Origin of the sequence: Streptomyces thermocarboxydus, from assembly GCF_024760485.1 — a bacterium.
GTDB classification, from domain to species: Bacteria; Actinomycetota; Actinomycetes; order Streptomycetales; family Streptomycetaceae; genus Streptomyces; species Streptomyces cellulosae.
Map to the genome: position 1 here is coordinate 4,639,472 of NZ_CP058273.1, position 17,622 is coordinate 4,657,093.

Here is a 17,622-nt window from a genome sequence, read left to right on the forward strand (position 1 = left end):
CCATGCTGGAGCTGTCGATCCTGGGGTTCCTCCACGAGGAGCCTCTGCACGGCTACGAGCTGAAGGCGCGCCTCCAGGCGCTGAACGGCCACATCCGCCCGGTCAGCGACGGCGCCCTCTATCCGGCCATCACCCGGCTGGTGAAGGCCGGCTCGGTCGAGCAGCACACCGAACCCGGCAGCGGTGCGGCGGCCCGCCGGGTGCTGTCCCTCACCGACGCGGGCCGCGCCGCGCTCATGGACCGGCTCAGGGAGCCGAAGGACGTGGAGATCAGCGACGGGCAGCGCTTCTTCACCCTGCTGGCGTTCCTGCGCTTCCTCCCCGACCCCGCCGGGCAGGCCGCGGTCCTGCGGCGCCGGAAGGCGTTCCTCGACACCCCGTCGAGCTTCTTCCACCGTGACGGCGAGCCGATGCGGGCCGAGGAGGCCCCGGACCCGTTCCGGCAGGGCATGCTGCGCATCGCCCGCGCCACCACCGCCGAGGAGCGCGCATGGCTGGACGAGACGATCGCCGCCCTGGAGGACCGGGCGTGAGAAGCACCGGCACCGGGCGGCTAGGGTCCTGCCCGAGGTGACGGACGACGAAGGCGGAGTGATGCCGACCCTGATCGACACGGTGGCGTGGGTGCGCATCGAGGACGGCAGGATCCTGTGCGCCCGGCCGCGAGGCAAGGACGTCTTCTACATCCCCGGCGGCAAACGCGAGGGGGCCGAGAGCGACGTCGAGACGCTGCTGCGCGAGATCGAGGAGGAGCTGACCGTGCTCCTCGACCCCGCCACGGCGCAGCACGTCGGCACCTACGAGGCCGAGGTGCCCGGCGCCCCCGACGGCACCGTGGTGCGCATGAGCTGCTGGACCGCCGACTTCGCCGGAACCCTCGCCGCGAGCAGCGAGATCGACGAGATCGCCTGGTTCTCCTACGCGGACCGGCCCCGCGTGCCCCCGGTCGACCAGCTGCTCTTCGACGACCTGCGGGCAGCGGGCAGCCTGCACTTCTGACGTGTGATTCAGGCGCACCGTCGTGAGGATGACGATGTGTGAGCGCGCCGTCGGCACACCACCGCGCGCACGGTCCGCGCCTCGCGCCGTTGTGCGCGGTACTCCGTCCGGGATATCGGATATGTGGCTATTGACCACATGAAACCGGACACGGTCGGACTGCCTGACTCGCTCGGCGGGGAGGTGATCCGCGTGACCGACACCGACGGCGACCGGGCCACGTGGACCTTCCCCGCGGACCTGAACGCGGTGCGGGCAGCCCGTCGCGCCGTGCGTGAACAACTCCGCCGGTGGGAGCTGGACGGCGTCACCGATCTCGCGGAACTGCTGGTCAGCGAACTCGTCACCAACGCCCTGCGGCACGCCACCGGACCCGTCGGCGTGTGCCTGAGCCGGCCCGCCGGCCCTGACGGGGTGCTGCTCCTCGAGGTGTCCGACCCGGTCCCCGAACCGCCGCGCACACGCGACGTCCGCCTCGACGACGAGAGCGGGCGCGGACTCCAGCTCCTGGCCCGCTCCTCCCGCCGCTGGGGGCACCGGACCGGGCCGCACGGGAAGACGGTGTGGTGCGAACTCGCGGTCCCCCGGTGAGGTCCCGCACGGCAGTTCGCAGGGGTTGCGGGCCCTCGTCGTACCCCGTGACCGGTAACCGTCCATGACGGTTGTCGAACGAGGGGATTCGACGGCGTGTCCGCTGGTTAGAAGACTGGAAGTGTTCTCACGGTGTGGACCGAAAAGCATCGGGACCGTGCTGTGATCGTGAACACCGTGTTGTGCGGCGCCGTAGTGCTGGATACTGCGGGCAGCCGCCCCCGGTGACCGGTGCCGGACGCGGTGAGCTGGAGGGGACGGTTCGCGTGAGCGAGATACCAGCGAAGGCCACGGAGTCCGAGGACTCGTCGGGCGGCTCGAGCAACGAGGCCGCCGACGGCCTCCTATCCGGCGATGCCCCGTCCGGTGACGCCATGTGGCAGACCGCCCCGCCCGGCTCCATGTACGACTACATCAAGGTCGCGTCCTTCTCGATCGGCCCCGACGGGCTGGTCGACCAGTGGAGCCTGCGCGCCGAGCAGATCTTCGGCATCCCCGCGGAGCGCGCCGTCGGCGCCGACCCCATCGAGGCGTTCCTCGAGCCCGTCCGCAGGGAGCGCGGCCAGCGCAAGATGGCGGAGATCCTCGACGGCCGCGAGTGGACCGGCGTGGTGCCGTTCCGGCTGCCCGCCCACATGGCGGACGACGACCGCGACCGCGAGGGCATCGCCGAGGTCTACGTCATGCCGACGCGGACCGAGGCGGGCGAGAAGGCCGCCGTCTGCATCGTCGTCGACGTCCGCACGCTGCGCCGTATCGAGACGGATCTGGCCGCCTCGCAGGCCATATTCGGCCAATCTCCCTTCGGCTTCGTGCTGATCGACCGTGACCTGCGGGTCCGCCGCGCCAACGAGCGGTTCGCGTCCCTCTTCGGCGGCGCCCCCGACGACCACCGCGGCAAGGACGTCCACGACTACCTGCCGCGCGGTGAGGCCGAGCGGGTCGCGGCGACCCTGCGCAGGGTGCTGGAGACCGGCGAGTCCATCACGGACATGCACGTCACCGGGTTCGTCCCCGGCTCCGACGAGCGCCGCCACTGGTCCGTCAACCTCTACCGGGTGCACAGCGGAAGCGGCCGCCCCATCGGCATCGCCTGGCTCGGCACCGACATCACCGCCCGCCGCGCCGCCGCCCGCGAGGCCGCCGCCGCGCGGCGCAATCTCGCCCTGCTGAACGAGGCCGGCGCGCGCATCGGCAACTCCCTCGACCTGGAGACCACCGCCCGCGAGCTGCTCGACGTGGTCGTGCCCGGCTTCTGCGACCTGGCCACCGTCGACCTCTACCAGGGGCTGCTGGCCGGCGACGAGACCCCGCCGGGACTCGCCGACGGCAGCGCCGAGGTGCGCCGCGTCGCCTTCGCCAGCGCCGTGTCCGACGGGCCCATCAGCGGCACCGGGGAGCCGGTGAAGCTGGGCGCCGTCCACCACTACCCGTTCAACTCACCCTGTGCGAGCGCCCTGCGCACCGCCCGCCCGCAGACCGTGCCCGGCGAGGACGGCGGCCTGGTGCAGTCCACGCTCGCCGTGCCGATGGTCGCCCACGACACCGTGGTGGGCCTCGCCCAGTTCGCCCGCACCAAGGGCAGCGAGCCGTTCGGCGACCGCGACCGCGACCTCGCCGTGGAACTGGCCGCCCGCGCCGCCGTCTGCATCGACAACGCCCGCCTCTACCGCCGCGAGCACGAACGCGCGCTGATACTGCAGCGCTCCCTGCTCCCGCCCGGCGACCCCGAGGCGTCCGGTCTGGACATCGCCTGCCGCTACCTGCCCGGCAACGCGGCGAGCGGCCGCACCGGCGAGGTCGGCGGCGACTGGTTCGACGTCATCGAACTGCCGGGCCACCGCACCGCGCTGGTCGTCGGCGACGTCATGGGCCGCGGCCTGCGCGCCGCCGTCGCCATGGGCGAACTGCGCACCGCCGTACGGACGCTGGCGCAGCTCGACCTCGAACCGGCCGAAGTCCTGGGCCAGCTGGATGAGATCGCCCGTGGTCTGGGCGCGCCCGGCGGGCCGTCCCAGGCGTTCACGGGAGGCGTCCAGCAGGCCACCCGGGCCGCCCGCCGCCCGCGCGAGGCAGACCTCTCCGAGGTGTACCTGGCCACCTGCGTCTACGCCGTCTACGACTCCGTCACCCGCCGCTGCACGTTCGCCAACGCCGGCCATCTGCCGCCCGTCCTGGTCGAGCCGGGGGAGAACGCGCTGATGCTCGACGTGCCGCCCGGCATGCCGCTCGGCGTCGGCGGGGAGCCCTTCGAGGAGGTGGAGGTCGAACTCCCCGAGGGCGCCCTCCTCGCGCTCTACACGGACGGCCTGGTCGAGAGCCGCGACCACCCCCTCGACGAGGGCCTCCAGGCGTTCGTGGGCGCGCTCACCGACCCGTCCGCCCCGCTGGAGGACGTCTGCGACCACATCCTCAACACGCTCGACACCCATCACGGCGAGGACGACATCGCGCTGTTGATGGCACGTGTACAGGGCCTGCCCGCCGACTCCGTGGGCGACTGGACCCTTCCGCGCGAGCCGCGCAGCGTGGGCCGGGCCCGCGAGTACGCCCGCGCCCAGCTCCTCGCCTGGGACATGGAGCCGCTGGTCGACACCACCGAGCTGCTGGTCAGCGAGCTGGTCACCAACGCCCTGCGGTACGGCGAGGGGGAGATCAGACTCCGGCTGCTCCTGGACCGCACCCTGGTGTGCGAGGTCTGGGACTCCGGCCTGGTCCAGCCTCGCCGGCGGCGCGCCCGCGACACCGACGAGGGCGGCCGCGGCCTCCAGCTCGTCGGCCTGCTGAGCGCCGCCTGGGGCTCACGCCGTACGCCCCGGGGCAAGACGGTCTGGTTCGAACTGCCTCTGCCCGGGGCCGACACCGGTCTCACCGACCCGGCGGAGGCGCTGCTCAGCCTTTTCTGACGCTCCGTCGTCCCGGCGCCCACCCTTCGTGATCATGAAGCCGTGGACGCAACCGCACCACCCGTTCCCCTCGTCCTCACCCCCAACATCCGACGACGAGGGGAACGGCGGCATGGACCACACGGAGTCGCGGGACGGCACGGCCGGTACGGACGAGCGCACGGACGACCCGCAGGCCACGCCCGAGCCGGAACCCACGCCCGAGCCCGAGTCCGCGAAGAAGCGCCCCAGACCCTGGGTGCGCCGCCTCAGACGCACCGCCCTGGTCCTCGCGCTGCTGCTGATCGTGCCGCTCGTCGCCATCGAGACGACGCTGCGGATCAACTACATGGGCGACCCGGCCGACGGCACCTACACCCGCAACCGTGACGCCATGTGGCTCGGCCATGCCTGGGTCGACGGACGCAAGAAGGACGCCGACGTCACCGCCCTCGCCGGCCGTCTGAAGGACACCGGCGTTCGGGACCTGTACGTCCACACCGGCCCGCTGGAGCACGACGGCACCCTGCCGAAGTCGGTGTATCCCCGCGCCCGCTGGTTCATCGACGCCGTGCACCGGGAACTGCCCGGGGTGCGCGTCCAGGCGTTCCTCGGGGACGTCCTCGCCAACGGCGGTCCCGAGGGCCTGGAGCTGAGCGACGCCGAAACCCGGGCCGAGGTGGTGCGCAGTGCCGGCCAGGTCCTCGACACCGGCTACGAGGGCGTCCACCTGGACCTGGAGCCCCTGCACTCCGGCGACGAGGACTACCTCGGCCTGCTGGACGACCTGCGGAAGGTCACCGGGAGCCGGGACGCGCAGCTGTCCGTGGCCGCCCACCAGATCGACCCGCTGCCGCACCTCCACTCCGTCGCGGGCTTCGTCGCCGACCACCCCAAGTGGTGGTCGCAGAAGTTCTTCGGCCAGGTCGCGCGGCGCGTCGACCAGATCGCCGTGATGTCGTACGACACCGCGCGCCTCTTCGAGAGCACCTACGGCGGCTACGTGGCCCAGCAGACCTCGCTCGCCCTGGAGGTCACCCCGCCCACCACGCACCTGCTGATGGGTCTGCCGTTCTACTACGAGAGCAACCCGAGCCACTGGGGGCACGCCGAGACCGTCGCCGCCGCCGTCCGGGGCGCCCGTCTCGGCCTGTCCCGCACGGACCCCGACCGCGAACTCTTCGGACTCGCCCCGTACATCGACTTCGCGGCGACGGAGACCAACTGGAAGGAGTTCGAGGAGGGCTGGGTCCGCTGACCTGTCAGGAGCGGCGGCGGATCTTGTTGCCCAGCCAGACCAGCGGGTCGTACGTGCGGTCCACCGCCCGCTCCTTCAGCGGGATCAGCGCGTTGTCCGTGATTTTGATGCCCTCGGGGCAGACCTCCGTGCAGCACTTGGTGATGTTGCAGTAGCCGAGGCCGTGTTCGTCCTGGGCCGTGCGCTTGCGGTCCAGGCCGGACTCCTCGGCCGCGTCCAGCGGATGCATGTCCAGCTCGGCGACCCGCATCAAAAACCGCGGCCCGGCGAACGCCTGCTTGTTCTCCTCGTGGTCGCGGACGACATGGCAGGTGTCCTGGCACAGGAAGCACTCGATGCACTTGCGGAACTCCTGCGAGCGGTCCACGTCCTCCTGCATCATCCGGTACTCGCCCGGACCCACCCCGGCCGGCGGCACGAACGCCGGGACCTGACGCGCCTTGGTGTAGTTGAAGCCGACGTCCGTCACCAGGTCGCGGATCACCGGGAACGCCCGCAGCGGTGTCACCGTGATCGTCTCCTCGCGGTCGAACACCGACATGCGGGTCATGCACATCAGCCGGGGGCGTCCGTTGATCTCCGCCGAGCAGGAACCGCACTTGCCGGCCTTGCAGTTCCAGCGCACCGCGAGATCAGGGACCTGGGTCGCCTGGAGTCGGTGGATGATGTCGAGGACCACCTCGCCGTCGTTCACCTCGACGCGGAAGTCCTCCAGGCCGCCTCCGTCGACGTCCCCCCGCCACACCTTGAAGCGGGCCTCGTAGCTGCTCACTCGTAGAGCTCCTCTTCGGCCAGGTACTTGACCAGCTCGTCCTTCTCGAAGAGGGCGAGCAGGTCGGGGCGGATGGGTTCGGTGGTCTCACGGGTCAGGGTGATCTGCCCGCGCACCGCGTCGGCGGCGGCGAAACCGCCCGCGGGGTCGGTCAGCGTGCACAGCAGATTGACGTTGCGCCAGGCGCGGTCCATGGCGGCGTGGTCCTCGCGGGTGTGGCCGCCCCGCGACTCGGTGCGCTCCAGCGCCGCACGGGCCACGCACTCGCTGACCAGCAGCATGTTCCGCAGATCCAGCGCGAGGTGCCAGCCGGGGTTGAACTGCCGGTGGCCCTCCACGCCCGCCCGCCGGGCCCGCGCCCGCAGCTCGGCGAGCTTCTGGAGCGCCTGCCGCATCTCATGCTCCCTGCGGATGATGCCGACCAGGTCGTTCATCGTCTGCTGGAGCTCCTGGTGCAGCGTGTACGGGTTCTCGGGCGGCCCGTCGGCGGGCTCTTCACCCTCCGCCGAGAACGGCCGCAGCGCCTCCGCCGCGGCCGCGTCGACCTGGGCGTCGTCCGCGTGGGGCCGCACGCCGGTCCTGGCGAGCGCGCGGTCCGCCGCGTGCCAACCCGCACGGCGCCCGAACACCAGCAGGTCGGACAGCGAGTTCCCGCCCAGCCGGTTGGAGCCGTGCATGCCGCCCGCGACCTCACCGGCCGCGAAAAGCCCCGGCACCCCGCGCGCCGCCGCCGAGTCCGAGTCGACGGCGATGCCGCCCATCACGTAGTGGCAGGTCGGGCCGACCTCCATCGGCTCGGCCGTGATGTCGACGTCCGCCAGCTCCTTGAACTGGTGGTACATCGACGGCAGCCGGCGCTTGACGACCTCCGCCGGCATCCGCGTGGACACGTCCAGGAACACCCCGCCGTGCGGGGAGCCGCGGCCCGCCTTCACCTCGGCGTTGATGGCCCGGGCCACCTCGTCGCGGGGGAGCAGCTCGGGCGGGCGGCGGTTGTGGTCAGGGTCGTCGTACCAGCGGTCCGCCTCCTCCTCGGACTGCGCGTACTTCTCCTTGAAGACGTCCGGGACGTAGTCGAACATGAAGCGCTTGCCCTCGGAGTTGCGCAGCACCCCGCCGTCGCCGCGCACCGACTCGGTGACGAGGATGCCCTTCACCGACGGCGGCCAGACCATCCCCGTGGGGTGGAACTGCACGAACTCCATGTTCAGCAGCGGCGCCCCCGCGAGCAGCGCCAGCGCGTGCCCGTCGCCCGTGTACTCCCACGAGTTCGACGTCACCTTGAAGGACTTGCCGATGCCGCCGGTGGCGATCACCACCGCCGGCGCCTCCAGGACGAAGAAGCGGCCGGACTCCCGCTCGTAGCCGAAGACCCCGCTGACCTCGTCGTCGTCCTTCAGCACCCGGGTGACCGTGCACTCCTGGAAGACCTTCAGCCGGGACTCGTAGTCGCCGGTCTCCGCGAAGTCCTCCTGCTGGAGCGCGACGATCTTCTGCTGGAGGGTGCGGATCAGCTCCAGGCCGGTGCGGTCGCCGACGTGCGCGAGGCGCGGGTACTCGTGGCCGCCGAAGTTCCGCTGCGAGATCCTGCCGTCCTCGGTCCGGTCGAACAGCGCCCCCCAGGTCTCCAGCTCCCACACCCGCTGGGGCGCCTCCTGGGCGTGCAGCTCGGCCATCCGCCACTGGTTGAGGAACTTCCCGCCGCGCATGGTGTCGCGGAAGTGCACCTGCCAGTCGTCGCCGGAGTTGACGTTGCCCATCGCCGCCGCGATGCCGCCCTCCGCCATCACGGTGTGCGCCTTGCCGAACAGCGACTTGCAGATCACGGCCGTACGGGCGCCCCGCTCGCGCGCCTCGATCGCGGCGCGCAGACCGGCGCCGCCGGCCCCGACCACGACGACGTCCCACTCCTGTCGGTCGACCACGGACATGGATGAAGGCCCCCAGTTAGAAGAAGCGCGGATCGTCGAAGACACCGGACGCGACGAGATAGACGTAGAAGTCGGCGGCCGCCACGCTGATCAGCGACGCCCAGGCGAGCTGCATGTGCCTGGCGTTCAGCCGGCCCACCCACTGCCACATCCGGTAGCGCACGGGATGCTTGGAGAAGTGCTTGAGCTTTCCGCCGACGATGTGCCGGCAGGAGTGGCAGGACAGGGTGTACGCCCAGATCAGGACGATGTTCGCCAGGAACACCAGGGTGCCGAGCCCCATGTGGCCCCACGCGTAGTTCTCGTCGCGGAAGGCGAGCACGGTGTCCCAGGTCAGCACGCAGGCGACCAGCAGCGCCGCGTAGAAGAAGTACCGGTGGACGTTCTGCAGGATCAGCGGGAAGCGGGTCTCGCCGGTGTACGTGGCGTGCGGTTCGGCGACCGCGCAGGCGGGCGGGGACGCCCAGAAGCTGCGGTAGTAGGCCTTGCGGTAGTAGTAGCAGGTCAGCCGGAAGCCGAGCGGGAAGATCAGGATGATGATCGCCGGCGAGATGCCCCACCAGCTGCCGAACAGCTCCCAGTTCGGGCCGCCGCGCATCGGCTCGCAGTTCTCCGCGAGGCAGGGCGAGTAGAACGGCGACACGTACGGCGCCGCGTAGTAGTCCGCGTTGGCGAACGCCCGCCAGGTCGAGTACACGACGAAGGCGAGCAGCCCGGCCGCGGTGACGGCCGGGGCCAGCCACCAGCGGTCGGTCCGCAGATGCGGGGCGGAGATCGCGGCGCGCGTGCCGGATCTCACGCCGCCACGGTGCTCGGGTTCGGTCGCAGGGGGTTCCGTACCAGTGGCCACGCTGTCCACTCCGGTAGGGGTCGGGGGTGCCGGGTCGGCGGGAGGCGGCGGTCGGGCGGGGTCAGGGGGCGCGGCGGTCGCGGGCGCCCAGACCCTCGTCGTCGCTGTCCACCCACAGCGACATGTCGTAGGGGGTGTCGGAGATCGTCACGAGGTCGGGCCGCTTGGCCGGGCCCGCCGCGGTGACGGCGGTCTCCCGGAGCAGCGCGAGGCTCTCGCGCAGGTGGTTGGTGTCGGAGCGGACGCGGCGCAGCTCCAGGCTGCCGCTGCCCAGCTGCTGCTCCAGGCGCCCCACCGACCTCACCAGGTCGTCGAGACAGCGCTGGACGGTCGCCAGTTCGTCGTGCACGGACATGACGTGACCTCACTTCCACGGGTCCTTCAGGCCCAAGGCGGTGCAACGGTCATGCGCCTGCGAGTGTTGCGCGTCACACCTTGCGCTGTGAAGGGATGTGCATCGATTGGCCGAGGCGCATGGGTGCATCGTCCGGTGCGAAGCCGCGTCGCGCCGGGTGCGTTGCGCCGCACGGGTGGGCTTGGCGCCCGGGGCCGCCGTGTCGCCGGGGAATGCGGAACCCGTTCCTCTTCAGTGGGCCGCATACATCGGATGAACGCCCAATACCAAGTGTGATCACCATGCCCGCGGTTTTCCGGAGGTATCCAGAGATGTCCCACGACGGCATCGGCCCGCGCGCTGTCCTGCGCTCGGTCGCCTTCCTCACCGCCGGCATGCTCACGCTGCCCGCCCTGGCCGGATGCGGCTCCGAGGACCCCGCGGGCGAGCCCCTCGCGGGCGCGGACGTCGCCAGCGCGGACCGGGCCGACATCGCCGACGGCGGGACGCTGCGCTGGGCCGTCGACACCGTCCCGGACACCCTGAACACCTTCCAGGCCGACGCCGACACCACCACCGCCCGGATCGCCGAGGCCGTCCTGCCGTCGATGTACCGCACGGACGGCCGGGGCCGGGCCGTGCGCAACCCCGACTACCTGGCCTCCGCCGAGGTCGTCGACACCGAGCCCAAGCAGGTCGTCGTCTACCGGCTCGCCCAGCAGGCCGTCTGGAGCGACGGCCGGGAGATCGGCGCCGCCGACTTCGCCGCCCAGTGGCGCGCCCTGTCCGGCAAGGACACCGCCTACTGGACCGCCCGCAACGCCGGCTACGACCGCATCGAGAAGGTCGAGCGCGGCAAGAACGACCTCGAGGTCAAGGTCACCTTCAGCCGCCCCTACGCCGACTGGAAGTCCCTGTTCAGCCCGCTGTACCCCAAAGAGGTCATGGGCACCCCGGACTCCTTCAACGACGGGGCGCGCAAGAAGCTCAAGGTCACCGCCGGGCCGTTCACGGTGGACAAGGTGGACACCGAAGGGGACGAGGTCGTCCTCGCCCGCAGTCCCCGCTGGTGGGGCAGCCCGGCCAAGCTGCAGAAGATCGTGCTGCGGGCCGTGCCGCACGACAAGAGGATCGCCGCGCTCAGCGACGGCACCCTCGACCTCGCCGAGATCGACCCCGAGGCCGCCCGTCGCGTCACGGCCGCCGCCCTGCCGCAGGACGGGAACACGCCCCTGATGGGCCCCGAGGCCGACCGCTCCGCCGCGGACGCGCTGCACTCCTGGGCGGTCGCCAACGGCTCCGACGAGGACGCCGCCGACGAGGAGATCTCCGCCCGGAAGAAGCTGCGCAAGAAGGCGGAGAAGTACGCACGGCAGCAGAAGGCGCTCGGCGGCTTCGAGGTGCGCAAGTCGCTGGAGCCCGCCTACACCCAGCTCGCCCTGAACGGCGCCGAGGGCCCCCTGTCCGACGAGCGGGTCCGCCGCGCCGTGGCCCGCGCCCTGGACCGCAAGGACATCGCCGGGGCCGTGCTGAAGCCGATCGGTCTGCCCGCCGAGCCCGTCGGCAGCCACCTCGCGCTGTCCGGCCAGGCCGCCTACGCCGACAGCAGCGGCGCCCTCGGCAAGCCGGACGCCAAGGAGGCCCGGGCGCTCCTCTCGGACGCCGGGTGGGTGCCGGGCGGACCGGTGAAGGAGGAGAAGAAGGACACGAAGAAGGACGAGGGCGAGGAGGCGGCCGGCTCCGAGGCCGACAAGGAGGGCTCGGGCGGCTCCGAGGGCGACGGCGACGACGGCACGTACATCGTCGGCGAGGACGACGGCAAGGACGGGAAGAGCGACGGCAAGGCCCCGCACGACTCCGGCACCGGCACCGGTCAGCTGAAGCAGGGCGGAGCCCCCGCCGGCGCCTACGCCCCCAAGGGCACCGCGGCCCCGGCCCGCGCCGACACCGCCCCGGTCGCCAAGGACGGCAAGGCGCTGGTGCTGCGGTTCGTGCTGCCGTCGGGGCCGGGCTCGAAGACACTGGAGACCGTGGCCGGCCGGATCGCGAAGATGCTGGAGAAGATTGGCATCCGCACCGACATCTCCACGGTCGACAACGACAGCTACTTCAAGGACCACATCGCGTCCGGCGACTTCGACCTGGCCCTGTACTCCTGGCCCGCGACGGCCTTCCCCGCCACCGACGCCCGCCCCGTCTACTCCAAGCCGGTCCCGGCCGCCGACGGCTCGCTGAACGTGGAGCAGAACTGGACGCGGGTCGGCACCGACCAGGTCGACCAGCTCTTCGACCAGGCCATCGCCACCCTCGACGACTCCGAGCGCCGCGACCTGATCCGCAAGGCCGACTCCCGGATCTGGGCGGCGGCCGGATCCATCCCCCTCTACCAGCGCCCGCAGCTCGTCGCGGCCCGTAAGACCCTCGCCAACGCCGGCGCCTTCGGCCTCGCCACCCCGGTCTACGAGGACATGGGCTTCCTGAAGAAGTCGGCGCAGGGGCCGAAGGGGTCGCCGGGCGCGAAGAACAGCGCGTCCGGGAGCTGACCGGACCGGCCGGAAACGCGACGCGGCCCGGCGCCCCCACCAGGGGCGCCGGGCCGCGTCGTACGCGCGGTGCGGTGATCAGCCGTGCTTGGCGCGGCTCGCGGCGCGGGCGCGCTCGCGGGCGTCCAGGTTCACCTTGCGGATGCGGATGGCCTCCGGGGTGACCTCGACGCACTCGTCGTCGCGGCAGAACTCCAGGGACTGCTCCAGCGACAGCTTGCGCGGCGGGACGATCGACTCGGTCACGTCGGCCGTGGACGACCGCATGTTGGTGAGCTTCTTCTCCTTGGTGATGTTGACGTCCATGTCGTCGGAGCGGGAGTTCTCACCGACGATCATGCCCTCGTACACCTCGGTGCCGGGCTCCACGAAGAGCACGCCGCGCTCCTGCAGGTTGGTCATCGCGAAGGCGGTGACCGCGCCGGCGCGGTCGGCGACCAGCGAGCCGTTGTTGCGGGTGGTCAGCGTGCCGAACCAGGGCTCGTGGCCCTCGTGGATCGAGTGCGCGATGCCGGTGCCGCGGGTCTGGGTGAGGAACTCCGTCCGGAATCCGATCAGACCGCGGGAGGGCACCACGAACTCCATGCGCACCCAGCCGGAGCCGTGGTTCGACATGTTGTCCATGCGGCCCTTGCGGACGCCCATGAGCTGCGTGACCGCGCCCATGTGCTCCTCGGGCACGTCGATGGTCATGCGCTCGACGGGCTCGTAGACCTTGCCGTCGACCTCCTTGGTGACCACCTGGGGCTTGCCGACGGTGAGCTCGTAGCCCTCGCGGCGCATCTGCTCGACCAGGATGGCCAGCGCCAGTTCGCCTCGGCCCTGCACCTCCCAGGCGTCGGGGCGCTCGGTGTCCAGGACGCGGAGCGAGACGTTGCCGATCAACTCGCGGTCCAGCCGGTCCTTGACCTGGCGGGCGGTGACCTTGCGGTCCTTGACGGCCGCCTTGGCGTCGGCGCCCTTGCCGGTGCCGCCGCGGCCGACCAGCGGGGAGGTGTTGGTGCCGATGGTCATCGAGATCGCCGGCTCGTCCACCGTGATCAGCGGAAGCGCGACCGGGTTCTCCTGGTCGGCCAGGGTCTCGCCGATCATGATGTCCGGGATGCCCGCGACCGCGCAGATGTCACCCGGGCCGGCCTTCTCGGCGGGCTTGCGGGTGAGCGCCTCGGTCATCATCAGCTCGGAGATGCGGACGTTGGCGACCGAGCCGTCGCGCTTCATCCACGCGACGGTCTGCCCCTTCTTGAGCTCGCCCTGGTGGACGCGCAGCAGCGCGATACGGCCGAGGAAGTTGTCGGCGTCCAGGTTGGTGACGTGCGCCTGGAGCGGGGCGCCCTCCTCGTAGGTGGGGGCGGGGATGTGCTCGAGGATCGTCGAGAAGAACGGCTCGAGGGAGTCGGAGTCGCCGGGGACCGTGCCGTCTTCGGGCTTGGTCAGCGAGGCGACGCCGTCACGGCCGCAGGCGTAGACGATCGGGAACTCGATCTGCTCCTCGTCCGCGTCCAGGTCGAGGAAGAGGTCGTAGGTCTCGTTGACGACCTCGTCGATCCGGGCGTCGGGACGGTCCGTCTTGTTGATGCACAGGATGATCGGCAGCCGCTGCTGGAGCGCCTTGCGCAGCACGAAGCGGGTCTGCGGCAGAGGGCCCTCGGAGGCGTCCACCAGCAGCACGACGCCGTCGACCATCGACAGACCGCGCTCGACCTCGCCGCCGAAGTCGGCGTGGCCGGGGGTGTCGATGATGTTGATCGTGATGGGCTCCCCGCCGTCCTTGGGGTGGTACTTCACCGCCGTGTTCTTGGCGAGGATCGTGATGCCCTTCTCACGCTCCAGGTCGTTCGAATCCATCATGCGGTCGTCGACCTGGTCGAGCTGGTGGGCGGCGAAGGCGCCGGCCTGCTTGAGCATGCCGTCGACGATGGTGGTCTTGCCGTGGTCGACGTGGGCGACGATGGCGACGTTGCGGATGTCGTGACGCGTTACAGACGGTGCCATGAAAGGCGTACTCCCGGAGGTGGTGAAGGTTGCCCGCCGCAGACGTCTGTGGTGCGAGGGCCCTGCCGGGCTGGACACGCCTCGGCCTGCCTCCATGGTACGGGGCCGCCACCCCGTATGCCCGCGCCCGCCTGAGGGCCGGGGCCGGGGGCGGCCGGCGGCCGGGTGCGGGGGACGTCTCGGGGCGGTCGCACGTGCTTCCGGCAAACGCAACATCTCGTTCGCATATCGGTGATCACGCATGCGGGTTTCGGACATGTAAACCGAAAATGCGCACCTAATGTCCGGATTGTCGAATTCGGTTCAGACGTGTCAAGCGCGCGCAGGTGTCGATCTCTGCAATATTTCCTCAAAAAAACGACGGTAGGGAGATCCCTATGTCGTTCGCCCTTGACGCGCGTTGACTCTCTTGGCGAAAGTTCCCCCAAACCGCAGAACCTGCCGGTATCTGCGCTGCGCTCAACTCTCCAACCCCCCGGGGGACGAACACGATGACCAGTCCAACTAAGGCTGAGGACTCCGGGTCCGCGGCTGTCTTGGACCCTGAGCTCACGGCGACCACCGACGTCGTCAAGGGCGAGAAGCAGCCCGAGGGCCGTTCCCCCGGCCAGTTGATGTGGCAGCGCTTCAAGCGCGACCGTACCGGAGTCGTCTCCGCGTGTGTGGTCATTTTCTTCTTCGTGGTGGCCGCGCTCGCGCCGGTGATCTCCAAGCTGTACGGCAAGGACCCCTACACGCTGTACGCCCAGGAGCCCGACTACCCGTTCCTGCTCGACGACTTCGCGATGCCGAGCGGGGACTTCGGCGGCATCTCGGGCGACTTCTGGTTCGGCGTGGAGCCCAAGCTCGGCCGCGACGTGTTCACCATGCTGCTGTACGGCATGCGGACGTCGCTGTACATGGCCGTGCTCGTCACGCTGCTCAGCGTGGTCACGGGCGTGATCATCGGCCTGATCGGCGGTTACTTCGGCGGCCGCGTCGACTACTGGATCGGCCGGGTGACGGACTTCTTCCTGGGCTTCCCCCAGCAGCTGTTCTTCATCGCCTTCATGCCGGTCGTCACCGCGATGTTCGTCGACCCGCAGGACGAGACCCCCACCTACCTGCGGGCCGTCGCGATCATCATGGTGATGTGGTTCCTCGGCTGGATGGGCCTGGCCCGTCTGGTGCGCAGCTCCGTGCTGTCGCTGAGGGACCGTGAGTTCGTCGAGGCGGCCAAGGTGTCCGGCGCCCCTCCCGGTCGCATCGTGCGCAAGGAGATCCTGCCGAACATCGTCACCCCGATCCTGGTGCAGGCCACGTACATCCTGCCCAGCACGATCCTCACCATCGCCTTCCTCTCCTTCATCGGTGTCGGCTTCGTCGAGCCGACCCCCGACTGGGGCCGCATGTTCAAGGTCGGCACCGACGTGTACGAGCAGGACCCGATGTTCCTGCTCTTCCCCGGAGCGGCGCTGGTGATCTTCGTACTCGCCTTCAACCTTCTCGGAGACTCCGTCCGGGACGCATTCGACCCCAAGACCGGACGCTGATCGTCCATTGGTGGGTGGGGGAGCTGCCGCCCCCGGCCGGGCTACCGGACTGTCAGGCAGCAACTCGTGGACAACTATCGACAGGTAGGTGCATCGGCATCATGAAGCCCATCAGAACGCGTACCGCGCGCGCCATAGCCGTGGCCATCGTGGCGGGGTCCCTGACCCTGACCGCTTGCTCCGGCAACGACAAGGGCGACGGCAAGGGGACCGACGCGAAGTCGCAGAAGGACGCTGCCGAGCAGCAGGACCCTGTCGTCTACGGTGACGCCGCCGCGTCGACCGGTCCGGCGAAGGACGTCGCGGGCGCCAAGCAGGGCGGCTTCATCAACGTCTACATGCAGTCGGACCTGACCCACATGGACCCGGGTCAGATCTACGTCAGCGACGCCGGCCAGTTCTCGAACCTCATTCACCGAGGTCTGACGAACTACCAGGAGGACGCCGAGGGCAACCTCACGGTCGTCGGTGACATCGCCACCGACGCCGGCCAGTCCTCCGAGGGCGGCAAGGTCTGGACGTACAAGCTCAAGGACGGCATCAAGGACGAGGACGGGAACCCGATCACCTCGGCCGACGTCCGCCACACCATCGAGCGTCTGTACTCGAAGGTCATCTTCGACGGCCCGACGTTCGTCCAGTCCTGGCTCTCCGGCAACGACTACCGCAAGGCGCTGCCCGACGGCCCGTACAAGGGCAAGCACCTGCCGGACACCGTCCTCGAGACGCCGGACGACAAGACCGTCGTCTTCAAGTTCAACCAGCCGCGTCCGGACCTGCCGCAGGCCCTGGCCATGGCCGGCTACTCCATCGTGCCCGCCAAGCAGGACACGAAGGCGAAGTACGACAAGGCCCCCGCAGCCCTCGGTCCGTACAAGATCGCCGAGTACAAGCCGGGCAAGTCGATGAAGCTGGTCAAGAACGACCAGTGGGACCCGAAGACCGACGCCGTGCGCCACCAGTACGTGGACGGCTTCAACTTCACCAACACCGTCTCCCAGGCCAGCCAGACCAAGCGTCTGATCTCGGACCAGGGCGAGGCCAAGAACGCCATCCAGTTCACCGACCCGGTGGACCCGGCGCAGATGGCCGACGTGGTCACCAACCCGGAGACGAAGAAGCGCACCATCGCGGGCTACCAGCCGTACGTGTGGCAGCTCACCTTCAACCTGGACCGCGTGAAGGACAAGAAGGTCCGCGACGCGATCACCTACGCGATCCCGAGCCAGTCCATGGTCCAGGCGGACGGCGGCCGCTACGGCGGTGAGGTCGCCGGCGGTCTGCTCGCCCCGACCCTGCCGGGCTTCGACCCGACGTACGACCCGTTCGGCAAGCTGAAGAAGCCCAACGGCGACATCGAGAAGGCCAAGGAGCTGCTGAAGGAGGCGGGTGTCAAGGAGGGCACGAAGCTCACCTACGCCTACTCCAACACGCCGCGCGGCCAGGCCCAGCAGGTCATCCTGAAGGACGCCCTCGAGAAGCTCGGCTTCGACGTCCAGTCGAAGGAGATCGACCGCGCGAGCTTCTACGAGCAGATCGGCAAGGTCAAGAACCCGTACGACCTCTACATGACCGGCTGGGGCCAGGACTGGCCGTCCCCGTCCACGGTCATCACCCCGGTCTACGACGGTGAGCTGGTCGCCGACGGCGCGTCGAACTACTCGCACATCAACGACAAGCAGGTCAACGAGCTCATCCAGAAGGCCCTGAAGCAGGAGCCCGAGGAGGCGGCCAAGACCTGGGAGCAGGCGCACCACCGCATCGTGGAGGAGATCAACCCGGCTGCCCCGGTCTACTACTCGAAGCAGCTCCAGCTCTACGGTTCGAACATCGGTGGCGCTCGGTACAGCACCGAGTCGAGCTACATCAACATCACCGACCTGTACCTGAAGCAGCCGTAAGCCGTCAGTTCGGCTGACCGCGGGGGTGTGC

Annotated in this window: 13 protein-coding genes; 8 read left to right on the forward strand and 5 right to left on the reverse strand. The window is 70.1% G+C overall.

The annotated features are described in order from the left end of the window. The first annotated feature begins 2 nt into the window (after positions 1–2). From AY578_RS21535 to AY578_RS21555, 5 genes are all read left to right on the forward strand, one after another. Positions 3–533, forward strand: coding sequence for a PadR family transcriptional regulator (locus AY578_RS21535; RefSeq protein WP_019522317.1), 531 nt, complete (start codon positions 3–5; stop codon positions 531–533). A 61-nt stretch (positions 534–594) separates the two neighbouring features. Then, entirely contained in the window at positions 595–999 is a 405-nt protein-coding gene (locus AY578_RS21540) for an NUDIX hydrolase (protein WP_019522316.1), read from the forward strand. A 138-nt stretch (positions 1,000–1,137) separates the two neighbouring features. Further along, positions 1,138–1,590, forward strand: a complete 453-nt coding sequence (locus AY578_RS21545) for an ATP-binding protein (protein ID WP_019522315.1) — start codon at positions 1,138–1,140, stop codon at positions 1,588–1,590. Between the two features lie 266 nt (positions 1,591–1,856). Then, on the forward strand, positions 1,857–4,496 hold the full coding sequence (locus tag AY578_RS21550; RefSeq protein ID WP_028959388.1) for a SpoIIE family protein phosphatase: 2,640 nt from the start codon (positions 1,857–1,859) through the stop codon (positions 4,494–4,496). 112 nt (positions 4,497–4,608) lie between these two features. Next, entirely contained in the window at positions 4,609–5,733 is a 1,125-nt protein-coding gene (locus tag AY578_RS21555) for a glycoside hydrolase family 18 protein (protein ID WP_136238462.1), read from the forward strand. A gap of 4 nt (positions 5,734–5,737) precedes the next feature. Here the strand turns inward: AY578_RS21555 and AY578_RS21560 are convergent, their stop codons facing one another. From AY578_RS21560 to AY578_RS21575, 4 genes are all read right to left on the reverse strand, one after another. Further along, positions 5,738–6,505: a succinate dehydrogenase/fumarate reductase iron-sulfur subunit gene (locus tag AY578_RS21560; RefSeq protein WP_136238463.1), complete on the reverse strand. Its 768-nt coding sequence runs from the start codon at positions 6,503–6,505 to the stop codon at positions 5,738–5,740. Then, the gene (locus tag AY578_RS21565; protein WP_028959386.1) at positions 6,502–8,436 is read right to left on the reverse strand and encodes a fumarate reductase/succinate dehydrogenase flavoprotein subunit; all 1,935 of its coding nucleotides are present in this window, start codon (positions 8,434–8,436) and stop codon (positions 6,502–6,504) included. The genes AY578_RS21560 and AY578_RS21565 overlap by 4 nt, the downstream gene beginning before the upstream one ends. Before the next feature lie 16 nt (positions 8,437–8,452). After that, complete coding sequence (locus AY578_RS21570) at positions 8,453–9,286, reverse strand: succinate dehydrogenase subunit SdhC (RefSeq protein ID WP_136238464.1); 834 nt, start codon at positions 9,284–9,286, stop codon at positions 8,453–8,455. A 61-nt stretch (positions 9,287–9,347) separates the two neighbouring features. Continuing rightward, the gene (locus AY578_RS21575) at positions 9,348–9,641 is read right to left on the reverse strand and encodes an Rv0250c family protein (RefSeq protein WP_019522309.1); all 294 of its coding nucleotides are present in this window, start codon (positions 9,639–9,641) and stop codon (positions 9,348–9,350) included. Between the two features lie 311 nt (positions 9,642–9,952). On the opposite strand from AY578_RS21575, the gene AY578_RS21580 reads away from it, so the two are divergent. Next, positions 9,953–12,163 carry an ABC transporter family substrate-binding protein gene (locus tag AY578_RS21580; RefSeq protein ID WP_161107480.1) on the forward strand — a complete coding sequence of 737 codons (2,211 nt, stop codon included), beginning with the start codon at positions 9,953–9,955 and terminating at the stop codon, positions 12,161–12,163. Between the two features lie 78 nt (positions 12,164–12,241). On the opposite strand, the gene typA is transcribed toward AY578_RS21580, so the two are convergent. Then, positions 12,242–14,158: a translational GTPase TypA gene (gene typA / locus AY578_RS21585; RefSeq protein ID WP_019522307.1), complete on the reverse strand. Its 1,917-nt coding sequence runs from the start codon at positions 14,156–14,158 to the stop codon at positions 12,242–12,244. Between the two features lie 491 nt (positions 14,159–14,649). On the opposite strand from typA, the gene AY578_RS21590 reads away from it, so the two are divergent. Both AY578_RS21590 and AY578_RS21595 read left to right on the forward strand, forming a co-directional pair. Then, entirely contained in the window at positions 14,650–15,690 is a 1,041-nt protein-coding gene (locus AY578_RS21590) for an ABC transporter permease (RefSeq protein ID WP_136238466.1), read from the forward strand. A 101-nt stretch (positions 15,691–15,791) separates the two neighbouring features. After that, entirely contained in the window at positions 15,792–17,591 is a 1,800-nt protein-coding gene (locus tag AY578_RS21595) for an ABC transporter substrate-binding protein (protein WP_028959383.1), read from the forward strand. Positions 17,592–17,622: the final 31 nt, after the last annotated feature.

Bases quoted from the DNA above. Each gene is read 5' to 3' on its own strand.
- AY578_RS21580 (WP_161107480.1), top strand. From the start codon at position 9,953: ATGTCCCACGACGGCATCGGCCCGCGCGCTGTCCTGCGCTCGGTCGCC.
- AY578_RS21535 (WP_019522317.1), top strand. From the start codon at position 3: ATGCTGGAGCTGTCGATCCTGGGGTTCCTCCACGAGGAGCCTCTGCAC.
- AY578_RS21595 (WP_028959383.1), top strand. From the start codon at position 15,792: ATGAAGCCCATCAGAACGCGTACCGCGCGCGCCATAGCCGTGGCCATC.
- AY578_RS21555 (WP_136238462.1), top strand. From the start codon at position 4,609: ATGGACCACACGGAGTCGCGGGACGGCACGGCCGGTACGGACGAGCGC.
- AY578_RS21545 (WP_019522315.1), top strand. From the start codon at position 1,138: ATGAAACCGGACACGGTCGGACTGCCTGACTCGCTCGGCGGGGAGGTG.
- AY578_RS21565 (WP_028959386.1), bottom strand. From the start codon at position 8,436: ATGTCCGTGGTCGACCGACAGGAGTGGGACGTCGTCGTGGTCGGGGCC.
- AY578_RS21540 (WP_019522316.1), top strand. From the start codon at position 595: ATGCCGACCCTGATCGACACGGTGGCGTGGGTGCGCATCGAGGACGGC.
- typA (WP_019522307.1), bottom strand. From the start codon at position 14,158: ATGGCACCGTCTGTAACGCGTCACGACATCCGCAACGTCGCCATCGTC.
- AY578_RS21575 (WP_019522309.1), bottom strand. From the start codon at position 9,641: ATGTCCGTGCACGACGAACTGGCGACCGTCCAGCGCTGTCTCGACGAC.
- AY578_RS21590 (WP_136238466.1), top strand. From the start codon at position 14,650: ATGACCAGTCCAACTAAGGCTGAGGACTCCGGGTCCGCGGCTGTCTTG.